Genomic DNA, 16,100 nt, shown 5'->3' with positions numbered 1-16,100 from the left:
TAAATACGTTATACAAAGGGGATAGAAACATGCTGAATTTTTTACAACGTATTGGTAAATCGCTTATGCTGCCAATCGCAGTATTACCTGCTGCGGCATTGCTTCTTCGTTTGGGTCAAAAGGACTTATTAGATATTCCATTTATGGCTCAAGCCGGAGATGCGATTTTTGCGAATTTAGCACTACTGTTTGCACTCGGAATTGCTGTAGGGCTTTCAAAAGATGGAAGCGGCGCAGCAGCACTTGCCGGAGTAGTTGGTTATTTTGTTTTAACAAAAGGGACTGTAGCTATTGATAAAGATATTAACATGGGTGTACTCGGAGGGATTGTCTCAGGGGTAACGGCTGGTTTACTATACAATCGTTTCTCAGCGATTAAGCTCCCAGAGTGGCTCGGCTTCTTTGCAGGAAAGCGGTTTGTACCGATTATTACTTCAGTTGTTATGCTTGCGCTCGCAGGAATCTTTGGTGTTATTTGGCCGCCGATTCAAGATCAAATTAACAACTTAGGAACGTGGATTACAGGAGCAGGAGCGCTTGGTGCAGGTATATACGGATTTTTAAACCGTCTACTAATTCCAATTGGACTGCATCACGTGTTAAACAGCTTAGTATGGTTTGTGTTCGGAGACTATCACGGCGTAACTGGAGATTTGAATCGCTTCTTTAAAGGAGATCCAACGGCAGGAACATTCATGTCTGGATTCTTCCCGGTTATGATGTTTGGTTTACCGGCAGCTGCGCTTGCGATGATCGCAGCAGCTAAAAAAGAAAAGCGTAAACAAGTCAGCGGTATGTTAATTGGACTTGCTGTTACATCTTTTTTAACAGGAATTACGGAACCAATTGAATTTTTATTTATGTTCGTAGCACCGCTATTATACGTTATTCATGCCGTTTTAACAGGAATTTCGATGGCTTTAGCCGTTGCACTTGGTATTCACGCTGGATTTGGATTTTCAGCAGGGGCCATTGATTTCTTCTTAAACTATGGAATTTCACAAAAACCGCTGCTGTTAGCGGGAATTGGAATTGTATATGCAGTCATTTACTTTGTCATTTTCTATACGCTGATCAAAGCATTAAATTTAAAAACACCGGGACGTGAAGATGATGAAGAAGTAGACACATCAAACGAAACGGTTGTGGCAACAGGCGATAAATATGTGGATATGGCGTCTTATTTTATTGAAGATTTAGGCGGAAAAGAAAACTTAACCGTAATTGATAACTGTGCGACTCGTCTTCGCTTACAAGTAGCTGATGCCGGCAACATTAACGAATCTGCCTTAAAGCGTCACGGAGCGAGAGGAATCATGAAGCTCAGCAAAACAAATGTTCAAGTCATTGTCGGAACAGAAGTAGAGTTTGTTGCAGACGCAATGAATCAATTAGTTAAATACGGTACAGCGTCAACCGCTGCACCTGTTGAACAACAGGCTGTTCAAACAGATGCACACACAGAGTTTGTGTTACCGTTTGAAGGCGTTGTAAAGCCGCTTAGTGAAGTGGAAGATCAAGTGTTTTCACAAAAGATGATGGGCGACGGCTTTGCGATTGAACCGATTGAAGGAACGCTCGTATCACCGATTAACGGTGAAGTCATGACCGTGTTCCCAACAAAACATGCGATTGGCTTAAAAACAGCAGAAGGAATTGAAATCCTGATTCACGTTGGATTAGATACCGTGAATTTAAAAGGAGAAGGATTCGAAGCGCTTGTTCAAGAAGGTGACAGCGTTCAACAAGGAACACCGCTTTTACAGGTGGATTTAGAGTATGTTAAAAAGCATGCACCGTCTATTGTGACACCGGTTGTATTTACCAACTTGCCAGCGGATAAAGAAGTGAAGCTGTTAAAAACAGGCTACCAAAAGCAAGGTACAAAAGACGTTATTACATTTTAATAAAAAGGCTGGAACAAACCTGTTCTAGTTAAAAGAAGATCCGAACGATGAAGCGTTCGGATCTTTTTATTGTGATGGTGAACGTAGATTTAATCTATTTAGTTACGTTTCAATCTCTTTTTTCTTTTCTTCATAATTGAGAGAATTTTGTGTTAAAATTTAGTGTGTTTGATACAGCTAGTGTGGAGCGGAGAGGAAGTAGAACAAATGAAAAAAGAAACGGCATTATTCGCAGTAAAGGTGACAGCATGTTTATTATAGGAGCCTTGGTAAATGGATTAGCGATTGTTGTAGGAACATTAATGGGCAAGCTTGCTCACCGCATTCCTGAGAAAGTAAGCGTGACGGTGATGCAAGTGATGGGGTTATCCGTTATCACCCTTGGTTTGCAAATGGGCTTTAAAAGTCATCAGTTTTTAATTGTAATTTTGAGCTTAGCCATTGGAGCGGTTATTGGTGAGTTCATTGATTTAGATGAAAAGCTAAACCTTTTAGGCAATATGATTGAACGAAAATTTCAATCTCAGCAAAACGACAAGCAAACATTTAGTATGTCACAGGGCTTTGTGACAGGAACGTTGATCTTTGTTATTGGAGCGATGGCGATTGTCGGGGCATTAGACAGCGGAATACGCGGTGATCACAGCGTATTGTTTACAAAAGCGGTGATGGATGGATTTATCTCATTATTATTAACGACTACGCTTGGAATAGGCGTCATTTTCTCAGCGGTGCCGGTGTTTCTGTACGAAGGCATCATTGCGCTATTTGCCACGCAAATTAATGCGGTTGTGCCGCAAGATTTAATGAATAGTATCATTGCCGAAGTCACAGGAGTAGGCGGCGTGTTAATTTTAGCAATTGGAATTAATCTATTAGAAATTATTAAAATTAAAGTTGCGAATTTACTGCCTTCGATTTTAATTGCGGTTGTGATTGTAGTTGTACAGCATACATATTTTTTATGAAGAAAAAGCTTGTGGATAGCATTCGCAAGCTTTTTTGTATCTATATGAGCAAAAGTTAAGGGAGTAGCAGGTATAAAGTGATACGTGGATAATGGTATAGAATGAACAGAAAAACAAAAAGGAGGGTAAAAATGCCGAGTCCTGTTTTCAACAAAATGAATACGGTATTTATCCACGTATCCAATTTAAAGTCTTCAGTAAAATGGTACAGCGAGTTATTGAATCAAGAATACAAGATGAGCGAGGTGAGGAACCCCGTTCATAATCTTAAAATTGATGGAGAAACAGGGTTAACCCTAGACGCGGGTCCTGAAGGAACAGAAAAACAAATAGCGGTTAGTCTCCATCCAATTTTTAATTTCCATACGGAAGATATTAAAGAAGCGTATGAATTTGTGAAAGAGCTGCACTATACGATTGATTCTCCGATTACTTCTTTTGAGGATTTTTCGTTTTTTACTATAAAAGATCCGGATGGACATGTGGTCATGATTTGTACAGGTTAAGTCGTTAGCGCCAGAAGTTTAAGGTATAGTATACTAATAAGAAAACCCTAACGAGATGAAGTAAGGAGAAATACTGCTTATGAAAGACAATCAACAGATTACAGCTATTATTGCTGCACAAGTGGAGAAGTTAGCACGTCAATTTGGCTATGACTTTTTATCTGAAAAACAAGGGAATCAAACGCTCTGTCAAATTCTTCAGCGAGATGAAGACGGATCTATTTTGGCAACGCCGCTTAGTTTTCATTTACATATGAATGAAGACAAAGGAACGGGAGATATTATTTACTACCACGAACAAGGGGAATTTAAGCGTCAGCAAGTGAATGTATATGAAGAAAATAGCCTTGTGAACGTGTTGTTATTTATCCAAGAACGATTGAAGGTCAATCGATAAAAGACATATGCAAGAAAAAAAGCAGGGAGCTCCCTGCTTTTTTCTATGAATTGATATAGCGTAGTCCTACGCGATTATTAAAAATTTGGTTGTGATTTTTGAAGACAAAAGCACCTGCTGCATGATCGATCACCAGCTCATTGTCGTACACTTCTTCCATGTCATCGTCAACAATAAATTCTAAGTCTTCAACCGTTACAACTTTTTCATAGGGTTGAAGGCTGCGCTTTGAGATGATCTTCATTTCATAAATTGTATTAACAATATCGCAGCTTCCTCGATCAAAAGAAAGCTGAATCATTTGATTTTGTTCCACATTCTGCAACGCTTCTTTTGCAGAAGGAGTGACGCGTATATTCATGATTGTATCCTCCTTTTTCTATCCTCAAATTAAATTGTGTAAAATGTATTTACGAATACTGTATGCGATGTTTACATCATCGGCAAGAAAAAAGCTTTCTTACTATTATTATTTCCCTTTCAAAACGGAACAAAACGCTGATGTTTTTATCATGTTTTCATAAAGACATACATAGATATCACCTGTATGTGATTATAGAAAAAAGAAATCAGCTATAGAAAAACTGTGCTTTGTAATTCTTAGGTGTAAATGCTTAATGATAGGAATATATTGTAAAAATATAAGAAGATAAGTCATTTACCTATTTTAATAGTTATTGAGATAGTTTTGAATAATTGGTTTTATTTTCAATATATTGGGTACTTAAGTAGAGTACTTTGCACACGATATTGCACCGAAAGACATCGGTTTATCGGACTAATTATTGTCTTATTTTGTCGAAGTAGTAGAATTTATGGAAACCATTCCTTATCATGTACAAAGTGACTAACAAAATACATAGGAGGTTCTGGTGTAGATGAGTGAGAAAGATCAAAACAGAACAACAGACGAAACAGCGGCTTCGCTAGAAACAGCGCCCGCTCCCAAAAAAGCGCCGGCTAAATGGATTATCATTTTGGCAGCTTTAATTGTGATTATTGGAGGAGTAATTACATTTGCTACGGTATTTAAAAAATCTCCTAAGCAATTATACTTAATTTCTGAAGTAAATACGTATCAAAAAGCAGCAGATGAATTAGAAACGAAGTACAGTGAAACGATGGCTTATCAGGAAAAAGCGATGAAGCAGCCTTCTACCACAAATGCTACTATCAAAGGCGGCTTTAACATGGATTCACTTTCGTATGATCCAAGCTTTAAAATGATTCAAGATCTTATCAGTAAAGCTGAAATTAAAATTAAAGCGGAACAAGATCCGAAAAAAAGTGAAGCATACGGTTCACTGGCTCTTAATATCGGCGGTTCAAAAGCGCTTGACCTAGAAGGTTTTCAAACGAAAGAAAGAATAGGCTTTAAAGCCCCGATTCTAGCAAATGAATATTTCTATTTAAACTTAGACGAATATGGACAGGTAGCGCGTAAGTTCGATCCTTCTTATTCAGGTCCTGAAACGCTTGATATTAACACAAGCAACGTGAGTTTAGAAGACTTAAAGTTAACGGAAAAAGAAAAAACCTACATTGCAAAAGAGTACGGAACGTTCATTTATGATCAGCTAGACAGCGATTATTTTACAAAAGAAAAAAATGTAGATTATAAAACAAATGGCAAAACGCTTCAGTTAACAAGCGTGACGCTTAACATGTCCGACAAAGAAACAAAACAATTTATGGATAAGCTTATTGCGAAGGTAGCAAAAGATGACAAGCTTCATACCATCTATGCAAATCACGTATCTAAGCTGTTTAAATCTTCGGCAGCAACGAATCCAGAATTGAAAGATATGGCAGATCCAAAAGAATTGAAAAAATCAGTAAAAGAAAGTCTTCAAGACTTCCAAAAAGATGCAAAAGATATCACGTACCCTGGCGGTGTTAAATCAACTGTGTACGTTCAGGACGATGTTGTTGTAGCGCGCGATATGAACATGGGTCTAAAAAATGCTTCTGACGATAAAGGCAAGATTAACGTAGTGACTAAAAATGTTCCGTACGAAGATAACAAAACGGCAAAGCAGTTCAAAACAGTTCTAACGGAGAACAGTACGGATGATGTGTTAACGTTTGATATGAAAAATGACGTAACAACGGAAAGTGAAAAGAGAAAAGAAAATATGTCTATTCACGTGTTAACAAAAGATCCAAAAGATGAAGATACAAATATGACGTTTAAAATGAATTCGGTCATCAATGGTAAAACCGATGCGAAACAAACGGCTGACCGTACTTTCTCATTAGACTTAGGCGATCAAGAAGATCTAGTAATTAATGGGGAAGTAAAGCAAAATCAAGCGATTAGTGCTTCAAAAGGAAAAGCAGATTATTCGTTTGATATTCGTACAAAAATAGGACCAAAAGCAGATCCGGCAAACGTTACGTTAAAAATTGACTCTGCTTCTCAATTAAAAAAATCAGCCGCTATTCCAGAGCTTGACGCATCTAATGCGACAAATGTAAAAGATGTGACGCCTGAAGATATGCTGTCGATTCAAGAAAATTTCGCTAAAAATGTTCAAGGTCTCATGATGAATATGGGAACCGCTGGTTACTAAAAGGTGCAAAGCAGATGAAGATATATTTCTCTTTGACTCTTTTTACATGTAAAGCTCTATTGAAAAATATAAAATCTCTCATACTGCTAATAATGATCCCTGCTCTGTTTTTAATCGGAGCAGGGATCATTATTAGTCAGACCATGCAAGGTGAAGAGAAAGTAAATCGGTTCCCTGTGGCAATTGTGGATAAAGATGATACTGCACAAACGAAGTACGTCATCGAACAGCTGACTGAAGGTAAGCTTCGCAAAATCATGAAGCCTCTTTACACGAATGAACAGAAAGCTAAACAGCTGCTGCAACAAAATAAAGTGGCAGCCATTGTGACGTTGCCAAAAGGTTTTAGTCATGATATTGCTCATGGGAAAAATCAGCCTTTACACGTCATTGGGAATAGCAATAAGCCGCTTCAGTCACAGCTGTTTCGCTACGTGATGGAAAGTGCAGCCGACTACACGTCAGCTGCTCAAAGCGGTATTAATACGGTTGATGCCTTTTTAGAAAAAGAAAATGTTTCCGATGAAAATAGACGCGCAGAATTTAAGAAAAGCTTGGTGACGTTTGGGCTTCACGTGTTAGATCGAGGAAGTTTATTTGATGAACAAATAGAAACGAGTTTCTTTCAGCGGGATATGAAGCAATATTATGTCCTGTCTTTTGCTGCTTTGCTGCTTATGATTTGGAGCTACGGCGGATGGCTGCTTGCTAGTGAAACGCAAACTTCTTCCGTGCTGGCTCGAATGAAAACAAGAGGTGTATCGTTTGTCCACATTTATTTAGCGCAGCTGACGGCTCTGTATGTTCTTTTGCTACCAGTATCTGCCGTTTTGTTTGGAAGCCTCATTAAAGGATTGAAACTTCCTGTAACCGGTACGTACGGAGAGCTTTTTTTAGGGGTAAGCGGAATTTTGTTTGCCTTTTTATGTTTGTTTTTACTGCTGCGGGTTCTTTTTTTATCACAAAAAGCTTATCAACTAACCGGTTTGCTGTTTATTTTGCTGAGTGCGATTTTAAGTGGACATGTTGTGCCGGTCGTCTATTTACCGGACTGGGCGAGTGGTTTTCAGAAATGGTCACTCAATACCCGGGTCTTGGAGCTATTATTTTATGAATTTGATGGATATAACACAAACGAAGCTTTTCTTTACCTTAAGCCTATTCTCATTACGGCAGCGGGAAGTTTTCTTCTTACTGTTGGCTACGTGATGACTTTGCAAAGGCGGTGGAGAAAATGATCAATGAAAAAATAAAGCAGCTGCTGAAGCGTCCTATGCTTATTGTCATGATCTTCTTTTTACCTTTAATAGGAACGGTCATCAGCAGCTCATTTTTAGCAAAAGTACAAAGTGATTCAAAAATACCCGTTGCTCTTGTCGATCAAGACCGCAGCAACATGTCTAAACAAGTGATGGATCGACTGCGGAAAACAACAGAAATTCAGTTTCTTTCTATGAATGAAGAACAAGCGAGAAAGCAGCTGGCAAAAAATAAAATTGACAGCATTTTTGTGTTTCCTAACGGATTTCAGCAAGAAGTAGCAGCGGGGAATTATCAAGGAGTCATTGATTTGCTTACGTTGCCTTCTTCCGTTGCGACAGAAGCGGTTCGAGAAGTCGTTGCGAGTGAAGTGACACGGTTAACGACAAATGTTAAAGCCGCAAATGAAGTGCGTTTTTTATATAAAGTCTATCACATTCATGCAGGACCGGATTTATGGAAAGAAGCGTATCACTATACCGATAACCAGTGGAAGCCAAAGCCGCTGATGACAATTGATTACGAGGCGCAAGGAACGAAGAAGCATAAGAAGCAAGGGAGCGTTCAAATGACCGGATATGTGCCGCTATGGGGATTTTTTACGCTTTTACTTTGCTGCATTACATCAGATTGGATGATTAAAGAACGGAGTCATCTTTTTAAACGAATGAAGACGATGCAAAAAGGACTTTACCGCTATATTCAAAGCGTCACCGCCGCTTATGCTGTGCTATACGTGCTTCAAGCTCTCATCAGTTTTGCTCTATTTAAATGGCTGTATGGAGCAGAGTCTTACGGTGTGCTGCTGTATATGTGTATCTATGTGATCACATGCGTTGCTTTTAGCACGTGGCTTGCAAGTGAAAGTCAGCGAGTTGGCTCTTATTATATGATCAGCGTCGTCATGGTCACAGGACTCAGCATAATAGGAGGGAGCTTTTTCCCGGTAGGAGAGCTTTCTGCAACGATTGAAAGAATAAGTCAGTGGCTTCCACAGCATCTGCTTCTGTATCAGCATACACTGCCGCTTACGTTCATTTGGAAAGAGATAGCTGTTTCCATTGGATGCATATGTTTGTGCACGTTTAAAATAGTGTGGAATGTGAGGAGCATTAAATGATTGAAATTAACAATGTTAGCAAAACATACGGAAAAAAACAATCGTTAGCAAATGTTACGCTGACCGTAGAAAGTGGAGAAGTCATTGGTCTTTTAGGACCAAACGGCGCTGGTAAGTCAACGCTTCTGTCTATTTTGTCTACCATTACGGCTCCTTCAAGCGGGAATGTCACGATTGGAGGCGTATCGCTTAAGAAAAATCAAAAAGCGATACGAGAAGTCATTGGCTACGTTCCACAAGACATAGCGCTGTGGGAAGAGCTTAGCGTAAAAGAAAACATGAAAATGTGGAGCAAAATGACTTCACGCTCTCTGTCGAATGAACAGCTTCAGTCTCTTTGCTCAGCTGTACAGCTCGAAGGAAGATGGAAGGAAAAAGTGAAAAATTTATCAGGAGGCATGAAGCGAAAGCTGAATATAGCCGTTTCACTTATTCATGAACCGTCCGTTTTGTTAATGGATGAGCCAACAGTCGGAATTGATTTGCAGTCAAAGCTTGAGATTATCCGCTATATCAAACAGCTGGCGGCAAAAGGAAAGACTATTATCTATATCACCCATGATTTGAATGAAATTTTAGGCGTGTGTGATCGGTTTGCCGTCTTAAAGGAAGGAAAGCTGGAGTTTGTCGGCACGATGGACCAAGCGAAGGAAAAGACTGGGGAAGACGCAGAAGAGAACGTTGTGTATAAGCTGCTCCATGATTAAGAGTAAACAATCATAAAAAAAGAGCCGCTTCATGAAGAAGCGGCTCTTTCTATTATGCTTGTGTAACTTCTTGTTCTGGTGAATGGCTTTCAGGCTGCACGCGTTCTTCCTCAGGAAGGGCACGTACTTCCACTTCTTTCATTTGGTGACCGTCCATTTCTTTTGCAATAAACTCGTATCCAAAAAGTTTGAACGATTCGCCTTCTTGAATATCGATATTTTGCATCAGCATCCAGCCGCCGATTGTATCGATATCATCGTTTTCAATTTCGATATGAAGCACTTCGTTGACTTCTTCAAGCAGTACTTTTGAGTTAAAGACAAAGTGCTGATCGCTGATTTTTTGAACAAGCGGCTTTTCATCTGTATCAAACTCATCTCGAATTTCTCCAACGATTTCTTCTAAGATATCTTCAACGGTAACGATACCAGCCGTACCGCCGTACTCGTCAATCAACACGGCCATATGCGTACGTTTCTTCTGCATCGAGCGTAGTAGGTCTTGAATCGCTACGGTTTCAATTACTTGAATAATAGGATTCATATAAAGCTTCACGCTTTGCTTTTTTAACGCATCGTTAATTACGACATCGTTTAGAATCTCTTTGACGTTGACTAAGCCGATAATGTTATCTTTGTCTCCGTCAACGGTAACAGGGTAACGGGTGTAGCGATCTTCTACAGCAAGCTTTAAGAAATCTTCAATGCTGTCGTCTTCAGAAACAGCTGAAATTTCTGTTCTTGGTACCATGATTTCGCGAGCAACACGGTTATCGAATTCGAAAATGTTGTTCACGTACTTATATTCAGACTGGTTAATTTCCCCGCCTTTAAAACTTTCTGATAAAATAATGCGCAGCTCTTCTTCACTGTGCGCAAGTTCATGCTCTGAAGCTGGCTTTAATCCAAACATGCCAGTTAACAAACGGGCAGAACCATTTAGTAACCAAATGAAAGGGAACATGATTTTATAGAATAAAATTAACGGACGAGCAAACAATAACGTAACTGTTTCAGCTTTTTGAATCGCAAATGTTTTTGGCGCTAATTCACCAACGACTACGTGAACAAACGTTACAAGCGCAAATGCGATAATGAATGAAAGAATATGTGTTAAAGATGCAGCAACACCCAGTTCTTCAAACAGAGGTTCCAAAATCTTCGCAACAGTCGGTTCTCCTAACCAACCGAGTCCTAAAGCAGTAATCGTAATACCAAGCTGACACGCAGATAAATACTCATCTAAGTGTGTCGTTACGGTTTTAACCGCATTCGCTCCTTTTTTGCCTTCAGCAACAAGTTGATCTACCCGTGAACTACGAAGCTTCACAATTGCAAACTCTGAAGCAACGAAAAAAGCAGTGAGTACAATTAAAATCGCAAAAATAATTAAGTTAATGGTTATCAATGAATATACTTACTTTATAGTGCTATAAAGTAAGTAAACACCTCCTGTAAATAATAAATTTACGACAGCAGCAGCAGTAAAGAGTGCAAAAGAGTGACGCTTTCTGGTGAAAGCCGATTCATCATTACTTTTCGATCTTCTTCGTTAAGCTTTTCCATAAGCGGTGCAACTTCTTTTAAACTGTCGTTTAGTACGTAAAATTTGGATGCTAATTCGTCTTTGGAGTGGCTATTCTCGGATTGCTCTACAGAAAAGAGAGAAGAAATCTCTTCAAGAGAACGGCCTTCGCTTTTTAATTTTTCAATTAAGTAAAGACGTTTCAGCGCCTCTTCGTTATAAAAGCGATAGTTAGAAGCAGAGCGTTCTGCTTTTAACAACCCAATGTTAGTATAATAGTCAACCGTGCGCTTCGTTACATGTGCCATCTCTGCAAGTTCGCCAATTTTGTATGTCGCAACCCCATCAGAATACCACCTCCTTTAACTATGTCAACCATCACGTGATGGTTTTTATCTACGCAACTATTTATCTTTTATCCTATCGTAATTAAGTATACGCACGTAAGATCAAAAAGTTTCATTTTTTTATTAGCATTCAGTATATCTCAAAATAAGGTAGTTTGACAAAGATTTTATAAAAAAAACTCGCTTATATTAAGCGAGTTTTTTAGTAGGATGACGTACGATAATGTGCATGCGTTCATACACATATTGAATACGTTCAGTATATTCTATGAACTCAGAGCTCATTGGAGATAGCTGATCAGCAATACGGTGCATAATAGCAGCTTCTTCTTTTAACGAATCTAAATTTTGAGTTCGGTCAATTCTAGATTTAAATGTTAACGAAATCATGTTATTCACCTCGTTGTTATATTACTTGTTATGAGACACTATGTCCGTGACTTTTATCACTCTAGTCAAAGGTGATAACGTAATTATTTGATGTTTGCCGGCATTTTGTGTAGGATGATTAGAAAAGGGTTTTTATGGGAGAATGAAATGAATTTAAAACGAATGCACCACGTAGCCATTATAGGAAGTAATTATGAACGTTCAAAAGCTTTTTATGTAAATGTTTTAGGATGCAAGATTATAGAAGAAACATATAGAAAAGAAAGAGATTCATATAAGCTAGATTTAGAAGTAGCTCCTGGCTATCAAATTGAGTTGTTCTCGTTTCCAAATCCGCCACAGCGTCCTTCAAGACCTGAAGCGTGCGGCTTACGCCATTTAGCTTTTGCGGTTGAAAGCGTAGAGGATTCCAAGCGTGAACTAGAGCAGCAAGGGATTGATGTGGAACCTATTAGGGTAGATGAACTAACGGGAAAAAAATTCACATTTTTTGCTGATCCGGACGGGTTACCGCTAGAGCTTTATGAAGAGAAAGAGGGGGAATAAGGAGTATGTGCAATTATTTATTTGTATACGGAACGCTTCTTGAAGGAGAAGGTAATCACGGGTTGCTGCATCATGCGCGCCCTATTGCCAAGCAGGCAAAAACGAAAGGGAAATTATATGACACTAAGCACGGCTATCCGATGCTCGATATTGACAGTGAACATATTACGTACGGAGAAGTATATGAAGTGACCGATCAGCTTATGTGGAAGGCGCTTGATGAATTAGAAGGGTACATTCACGAAGGTCATAAAGACAATGAATATGATAAAGTTGTGCAAACGGTTGAAACGGACCAAGGTGAATTTGAAGCCGTTGTGTATGTAGCAAGAGACCGTTCCCTGCTGCAAGAATTTATCCCAGGCGGAAACTGGCGCGTATGGAAAGAAGATTTATTAGAAGGCATGCTGTATTTTGCTTACGGTTCATGTATGGATAACGATCGTTTTATTAAGCACGGCGTTGACCAGCATTTCCAAGACTGTCTTGGCAGAGCTGTTTTTAAAGGCTATACGCTTCGATATAACCACGTTATTCATGACGGAGGACGTGCAGACATGGTTGAAGAAGGCGGAGTTGTTGAAGGCAAACTGTACCGCGTGCCGCCCGAAGCAATTACGTATTTGTATGGCAGAGAAGGGGTAGATAATAACGGCTATCGTCCTGCTATTATTTCTGTCGAGCATGAAGGTAAGATGGTGGATCATGTTCTTACTTTTTTTGTGTTAAATAAAGAAAAAGAAGTCGCACCTCCGGATCACTATTCGACTGAAATTATTCGAGGAGCAACAGGTGTACTCAGCGAAGAATACGTTCAGAAGCTAATAGAGCAAGTCCATGCGCTAAAAAATAGTGATGTTGTAAATAACTAATATAAAAAGACGCAAAGACAAAAGTAGTTTAGCTGAAGAAAGCTCCGAACGAGTAATCGTTCGGAGCTTTTCATTGTTATGGTGAACGCAGTCCAGATCATTGATCCCATTTGTTCGTCTCAAGGTTGGATTGATTTTGTTATGTTCTCTGTTGCATTAGCTAAAGGAAACAGAGAATTCTGTTTGAAATACACCGTCTTTTGATAAACGGTTGATGCCTAATTTTTCTTTGAAATTTCCGTTGTGGTCATGCGTATCTGCAATTCCAAACCAAGGTTCGATGCAAAGAAAAGGAGCGATTGTATGATTTTCTGCATCATACTTTGACCAAATACCGACATAGGGGAAATCATTAAACTGAACGTTAATTTGATTTTCATTAACCGGTGATTTAATTGTAATTCCGTCAATATGGCTAAAAATTAACGCGTCATTTGCAAATAAATCTGCGCTTAGCGGCAGCTTGTGCAAGTTTTCTGCAGCCCCTTTTTCATGAATAAGAGCGTCTTTTAATACAAATTCCTTCGGCGCAGTTTCAGAAGGCTCTATTTCTAAAAAGTAATCAGAAATCTGCTCGTTTTCACGTAGCGGAATACGAAAAGCAGGGTGGGCTCCAATTGAAAAATACATATCCTCTTTATCTTCATTTACTACTTTCCACTGAAACGTTAATCGATTGTTTTCCAGACGGTAGCTAATTTCAACTGAACATTCAAATGGATACACGTCTTTAAACCGGCCGTTTGTGGCAAATTTCAGCCGTGCTGTTTCGTTTGTTTGCTCAATCACGGTGAAAGTAGAATCACGTAAAAAGCCGTGCTGAGGCAAAGAGTATTCGCGCTGATCAACGGTATACTGATCATTTTTTAATCGGCCTACGATTGGAAACAATACGGGCGATACTCGTCCCCAATAAGCGGGGTCTCCGCTCCACATAAACTGCAGGCCTTTTTCTTTATGAAATACTTCTACAACTTCCGCTCCTTTTTCTTCAATGCTGACTTTCATTTCGCTATTTTCTAGTACAATCATTACAACATCTCCCAAATCATTGTTGTACGCTCGAGCAGTCTCAAGCGTACTGGCTTTGCTTATATTATACCCTTCTTGGCAAAAAAGGTATTAATTTCCCTATTTTTGTTCAAATTAATATAGAAAAAGGAGGGTTCAAATATGAATCATGCAACATTATTGCTCATTAAATTTGCAGCGGCACTTATTGCGTTTGGTATAGGCCTTGATTTGTTTTTTGATGCAACCATCGGAGACATTATTTCTTTTAGCTTGTTAACGACAGTTGTGACATATCTAGTAGTGGATCGAATTGTACTGCCTCGAGTGGGCAACCGTGATGCCATTATTGTTGAATTTGTTCTAACATATATGAGCGTATGGATTTTTGGCACATTGTTATTAGACAGTTACGTTCAAATTGCTTGGGGAAGTATTATTTCTGCAGCAATTATTACATTTGCCGAGGTTTTTGTTCACCGCTACTTATTCAACCATATTGAAACAAAGCATACAGCGAGAACGCGCCCGGCTTTTAAGCGAAAACTAGCGTATGACACAGAATTTGCAGAAGAACAGCATGTAGAAAACAAAGAAAATCCAAAATAAAAAGAGGCTGGAACAAAAGTGTTTTAGCTGAAGTGAAAAACGAACCACTAATCAACATGTCTGACTGATTAGTGGTTCGTTTTTGTTTGTTATGGTGAACATAGGTTTCATTTGTTTCGTTCTTTCTAGCAGTTGATTGGAGGGCGAGGCGAAGACTCCCGCGGAAAGCGAAGTCTTGCACGGAAATCGACTGGGGTGTCACAAGCGGTTCAGCTCATGTATCCCATTTGTTTGTCTTTAGGTTGGATTCATTTGGTTATGTCTCAACCTCTTTTTATGTGTTAATGCATAAAAGTCGTTTCGTTTAAAGGCCAATATTTCATGTTGACTTCTCCCATGATTGAAGAAATGGGAGTGAGGCCAAAATGTCTTCCGTCCCGGCTTATGCGTCTGTTGTCACCTAGCACTAATACATATCCATCCGGTATCGTGCCGTCTGGAGACAGTTCGTACGTGGAAAAGTTTTCAGTGAATCGCTCGTAAACGGGCACTTTGGATAAATATTTATGAAGATGCGGCTCTTTTTTGACTTTGTTATTTATATACAGAACATCATCTTTGTATTCGACCGTTTCTCCTGGTAAGCCCACAATCCGCTTTACTAGAAAATCACTGCTATAGGGAGCTTGTAACACGACAATATCAAAGCGCTCCAGCTTGCTGTGTTTGTTAATAATAATTCGATTGCCTTCGTGCAAAATAGGCTTCATAGAATCGCCTTTTACAGTATAGGGCTGAAACCAATAGTGCTGAACGACAACAGAAAGCAAAACGGTGCCGAGGATGACGCTTGTGTATGTAAGAATTTCACGCTTTATTTTTTTATTGACCATAATGGATGAACACCTTCTTAACGGTAAGACTGTCAATTTAAGTTTTTCATAGAGATATAACAGTGTTGATTGTACCATTCAGAACTAAAGTTTTCCATATCTATCTGTTTATGCGTGTATTCCAAAAATATGCGTGGTGGAACAAAAAATGAAAAAAGCCATTATTCTGGAGAATAACGGCTTTTCTTTATTATAACTGAGCGCGCTCAGTTCGAGTAGCTGGTTGATTTGGCTCTTCTTCCACAACAGGCTCAACAGGCTTATGCTGCTTGATTTCTTCTTCTAGTTCAGCAATTCGCTTGTTTTTCTGTTTCACTTGTCCTCTTAGTTGAACAATTTTCACAAAGCTCAATGAAGCAGCAACAACTCCTCCAAACACAGCCGTTGTTAAGATGATTAAAATAAGAGGCCATTTTTGTGAACCAAATACATAGTTAAATTGTACAGGATCGTTGTTAATTACAGCTAAAACAGCAATGATAAGAGCAAATATAAGTCCTAAAATAAAAAAGCTCTGTCCTTTCATAAG

18 protein-coding genes are annotated in these 16,100 nt (G+C 39.0%); 11 read left to right on the top strand and 7 right to left on the bottom strand.

Annotated features, from left to right (window positions below; translation table 11 throughout):
* Positions 1-29: 29 nt before the first annotated feature.
* The 4 genes from nagE (at position 30) to ACRPLY_RS15645 (ending at position 3,778) form a co-directional block, all read left to right on the top strand.
* Positions 30-1,907: an N-acetylglucosamine-specific PTS transporter subunit IIBC gene (nagE, locus tag ACRPLY_RS15660; protein WP_115653303.1), complete on the top strand. Its 1,878-nt coding sequence runs from the start codon at positions 30-32 to the stop codon at positions 1,905-1,907.
* Between the two features lie 248 nt (positions 1,908-2,155).
* Positions 2,156-2,875, top strand: a complete 720-nt coding sequence (locus tag ACRPLY_RS15655) for a DUF554 domain-containing protein (RefSeq protein WP_033579488.1) — start codon at positions 2,156-2,158, stop codon at positions 2,873-2,875.
* A gap of 131 nt (positions 2,876-3,006) precedes the next feature.
* Positions 3,007-3,381 carry a VOC family protein gene (locus tag ACRPLY_RS15650; RefSeq protein WP_226555877.1) on the top strand — a complete coding sequence of 125 codons (375 nt, stop codon included), beginning with the start codon at positions 3,007-3,009 and terminating at the stop codon, positions 3,379-3,381.
* Between the two features lie 79 nt (positions 3,382-3,460).
* A complete protein-coding gene (locus ACRPLY_RS15645) occupies positions 3,461-3,778 on the top strand; it encodes a hypothetical protein (protein WP_140450283.1) in 318 nt (105 codons plus the stop codon).
* A gap of 43 nt (positions 3,779-3,821) precedes the next feature.
* On the opposite strand, the gene ACRPLY_RS15640 is transcribed toward ACRPLY_RS15645, so the two are convergent.
* Positions 3,822-4,139, bottom strand: coding sequence for an iron-sulfur cluster biosynthesis family protein (locus ACRPLY_RS15640; protein ID WP_013055888.1), 318 nt, complete (start codon positions 4,137-4,139; stop codon positions 3,822-3,824).
* A 517-nt stretch (positions 4,140-4,656) separates the two neighbouring features.
* On the opposite strand from ACRPLY_RS15640, the gene ACRPLY_RS15635 reads away from it, so the two are divergent.
* From ACRPLY_RS15635 to ACRPLY_RS15620, 4 genes are read left to right on the top strand one after another with little or no spacing between them, the layout of a single operon-like run.
* On the top strand, positions 4,657-6,351 hold the full coding sequence (locus ACRPLY_RS15635; RefSeq protein ID WP_014461141.1) for a DUF6583 family protein: 1,695 nt from the start codon (positions 4,657-4,659) through the stop codon (positions 6,349-6,351).
* A gap of 14 nt (positions 6,352-6,365) precedes the next feature.
* Positions 6,366-7,589, top strand: a complete 1,224-nt coding sequence (locus ACRPLY_RS15630; RefSeq protein WP_423145684.1) for an ABC transporter permease — start codon at positions 6,366-6,368, stop codon at positions 7,587-7,589.
* Complete coding sequence (locus ACRPLY_RS15625) at positions 7,586-8,731, top strand: ABC transporter permease (RefSeq protein ID WP_432231947.1); 1,146 nt, start codon at positions 7,586-7,588, stop codon at positions 8,729-8,731. The genes ACRPLY_RS15630 and ACRPLY_RS15625 overlap by 4 nt, the downstream gene beginning before the upstream one ends.
* Positions 8,728-9,438 carry an ABC transporter ATP-binding protein gene (locus ACRPLY_RS15620; RefSeq protein WP_224979958.1) on the top strand — a complete coding sequence of 237 codons (711 nt, stop codon included), beginning with the start codon at positions 8,728-8,730 and terminating at the stop codon, positions 9,436-9,438. The genes ACRPLY_RS15625 and ACRPLY_RS15620 overlap by 4 nt, the downstream gene beginning before the upstream one ends.
* A 52-nt stretch (positions 9,439-9,490) precedes the next feature.
* Here the strand turns inward: ACRPLY_RS15620 and ACRPLY_RS15615 are convergent, their stop codons facing one another.
* From ACRPLY_RS15615 to ACRPLY_RS15605, 3 genes are all read right to left on the bottom strand, one after another.
* Positions 9,491-10,846, bottom strand: coding sequence for a hemolysin family protein (locus tag ACRPLY_RS15615; RefSeq protein WP_033578338.1), 1,356 nt, complete (start codon positions 10,844-10,846; stop codon positions 9,491-9,493).
* Between the two features lie 59 nt (positions 10,847-10,905).
* A complete protein-coding gene (locus ACRPLY_RS15610; protein ID WP_033578339.1) occupies positions 10,906-11,271 on the bottom strand; it encodes a MerR family transcriptional regulator in 366 nt (121 codons plus the stop codon).
* 228 nt (positions 11,272-11,499) lie between these two features.
* Positions 11,500-11,700 carry a hypothetical protein gene (locus ACRPLY_RS15605; protein WP_028414212.1) on the bottom strand — a complete coding sequence of 67 codons (201 nt, stop codon included), beginning with the start codon at positions 11,698-11,700 and terminating at the stop codon, positions 11,500-11,502.
* A gap of 147 nt (positions 11,701-11,847) precedes the next feature.
* Here ACRPLY_RS15605 and gloA2 point away from each other — a divergent pair, with 147 nt between their 5' ends.
* Together gloA2 and ACRPLY_RS15595 are read left to right on the top strand one after the other, a co-directional pair.
* Positions 11,848-12,246, top strand: a complete 399-nt coding sequence (gene gloA2, locus ACRPLY_RS15600; RefSeq protein WP_014461134.1) for an SMU1112c/YaeR family gloxylase I-like metalloprotein — start codon at positions 11,848-11,850, stop codon at positions 12,244-12,246.
* Between the two features lie 5 nt (positions 12,247-12,251).
* Positions 12,252-13,118 carry a gamma-glutamylcyclotransferase gene (locus ACRPLY_RS15595; RefSeq protein ID WP_335426442.1) on the top strand — a complete coding sequence of 289 codons (867 nt, stop codon included), beginning with the start codon at positions 12,252-12,254 and terminating at the stop codon, positions 13,116-13,118.
* Positions 13,119-13,274: 156 nt separating this feature from the next.
* Here ACRPLY_RS15595 and ACRPLY_RS15590 read toward each other — a convergent pair whose 3' ends face one another.
* Positions 13,275-14,150 (bottom strand): aldose 1-epimerase family protein, encoded by an 876-nt coding sequence (locus ACRPLY_RS15590; protein ID WP_099000177.1) that lies wholly within the window; start codon positions 14,148-14,150, stop codon positions 13,275-13,277.
* A gap of 141 nt (positions 14,151-14,291) precedes the next feature.
* Between ACRPLY_RS15590 and ACRPLY_RS15585 the strand changes: the two genes are divergently transcribed.
* On the top strand, positions 14,292-14,738 hold the full coding sequence (locus ACRPLY_RS15585) for a YndM family protein (RefSeq protein WP_016763336.1): 447 nt from the start codon (positions 14,292-14,294) through the stop codon (positions 14,736-14,738).
* Positions 14,739-15,019: 281 nt separating this feature from the next.
* Here ACRPLY_RS15585 and lepB read toward each other — a convergent pair whose 3' ends face one another.
* Positions 15,020-15,571: a signal peptidase I gene (lepB, locus tag ACRPLY_RS15580; RefSeq protein ID WP_028414209.1), complete on the bottom strand. Its 552-nt coding sequence runs from the start codon at positions 15,569-15,571 to the stop codon at positions 15,020-15,022.
* Positions 15,572-15,761: 190 nt separating this feature from the next.
* Entirely contained in the window at positions 15,762-16,097 is a 336-nt protein-coding gene (locus tag ACRPLY_RS15575; RefSeq protein WP_014461129.1) for a LapA family protein, read from the bottom strand.
* Positions 16,098-16,100 lie beyond the last annotated feature (3 nt).

Origin of the sequence: Priestia sp. TGN 0903 (assembly GCF_050846855.1) — a bacterium.
Lineage (GTDB): Bacteria > Bacillota > Bacilli > Bacillales > Bacillaceae_H > Priestia > Priestia zanthoxyli.
The sequence above is the reverse complement of the archived record's forward strand: the minus strand, read 5'-3'. Positions and strand labels throughout refer to the sequence as shown.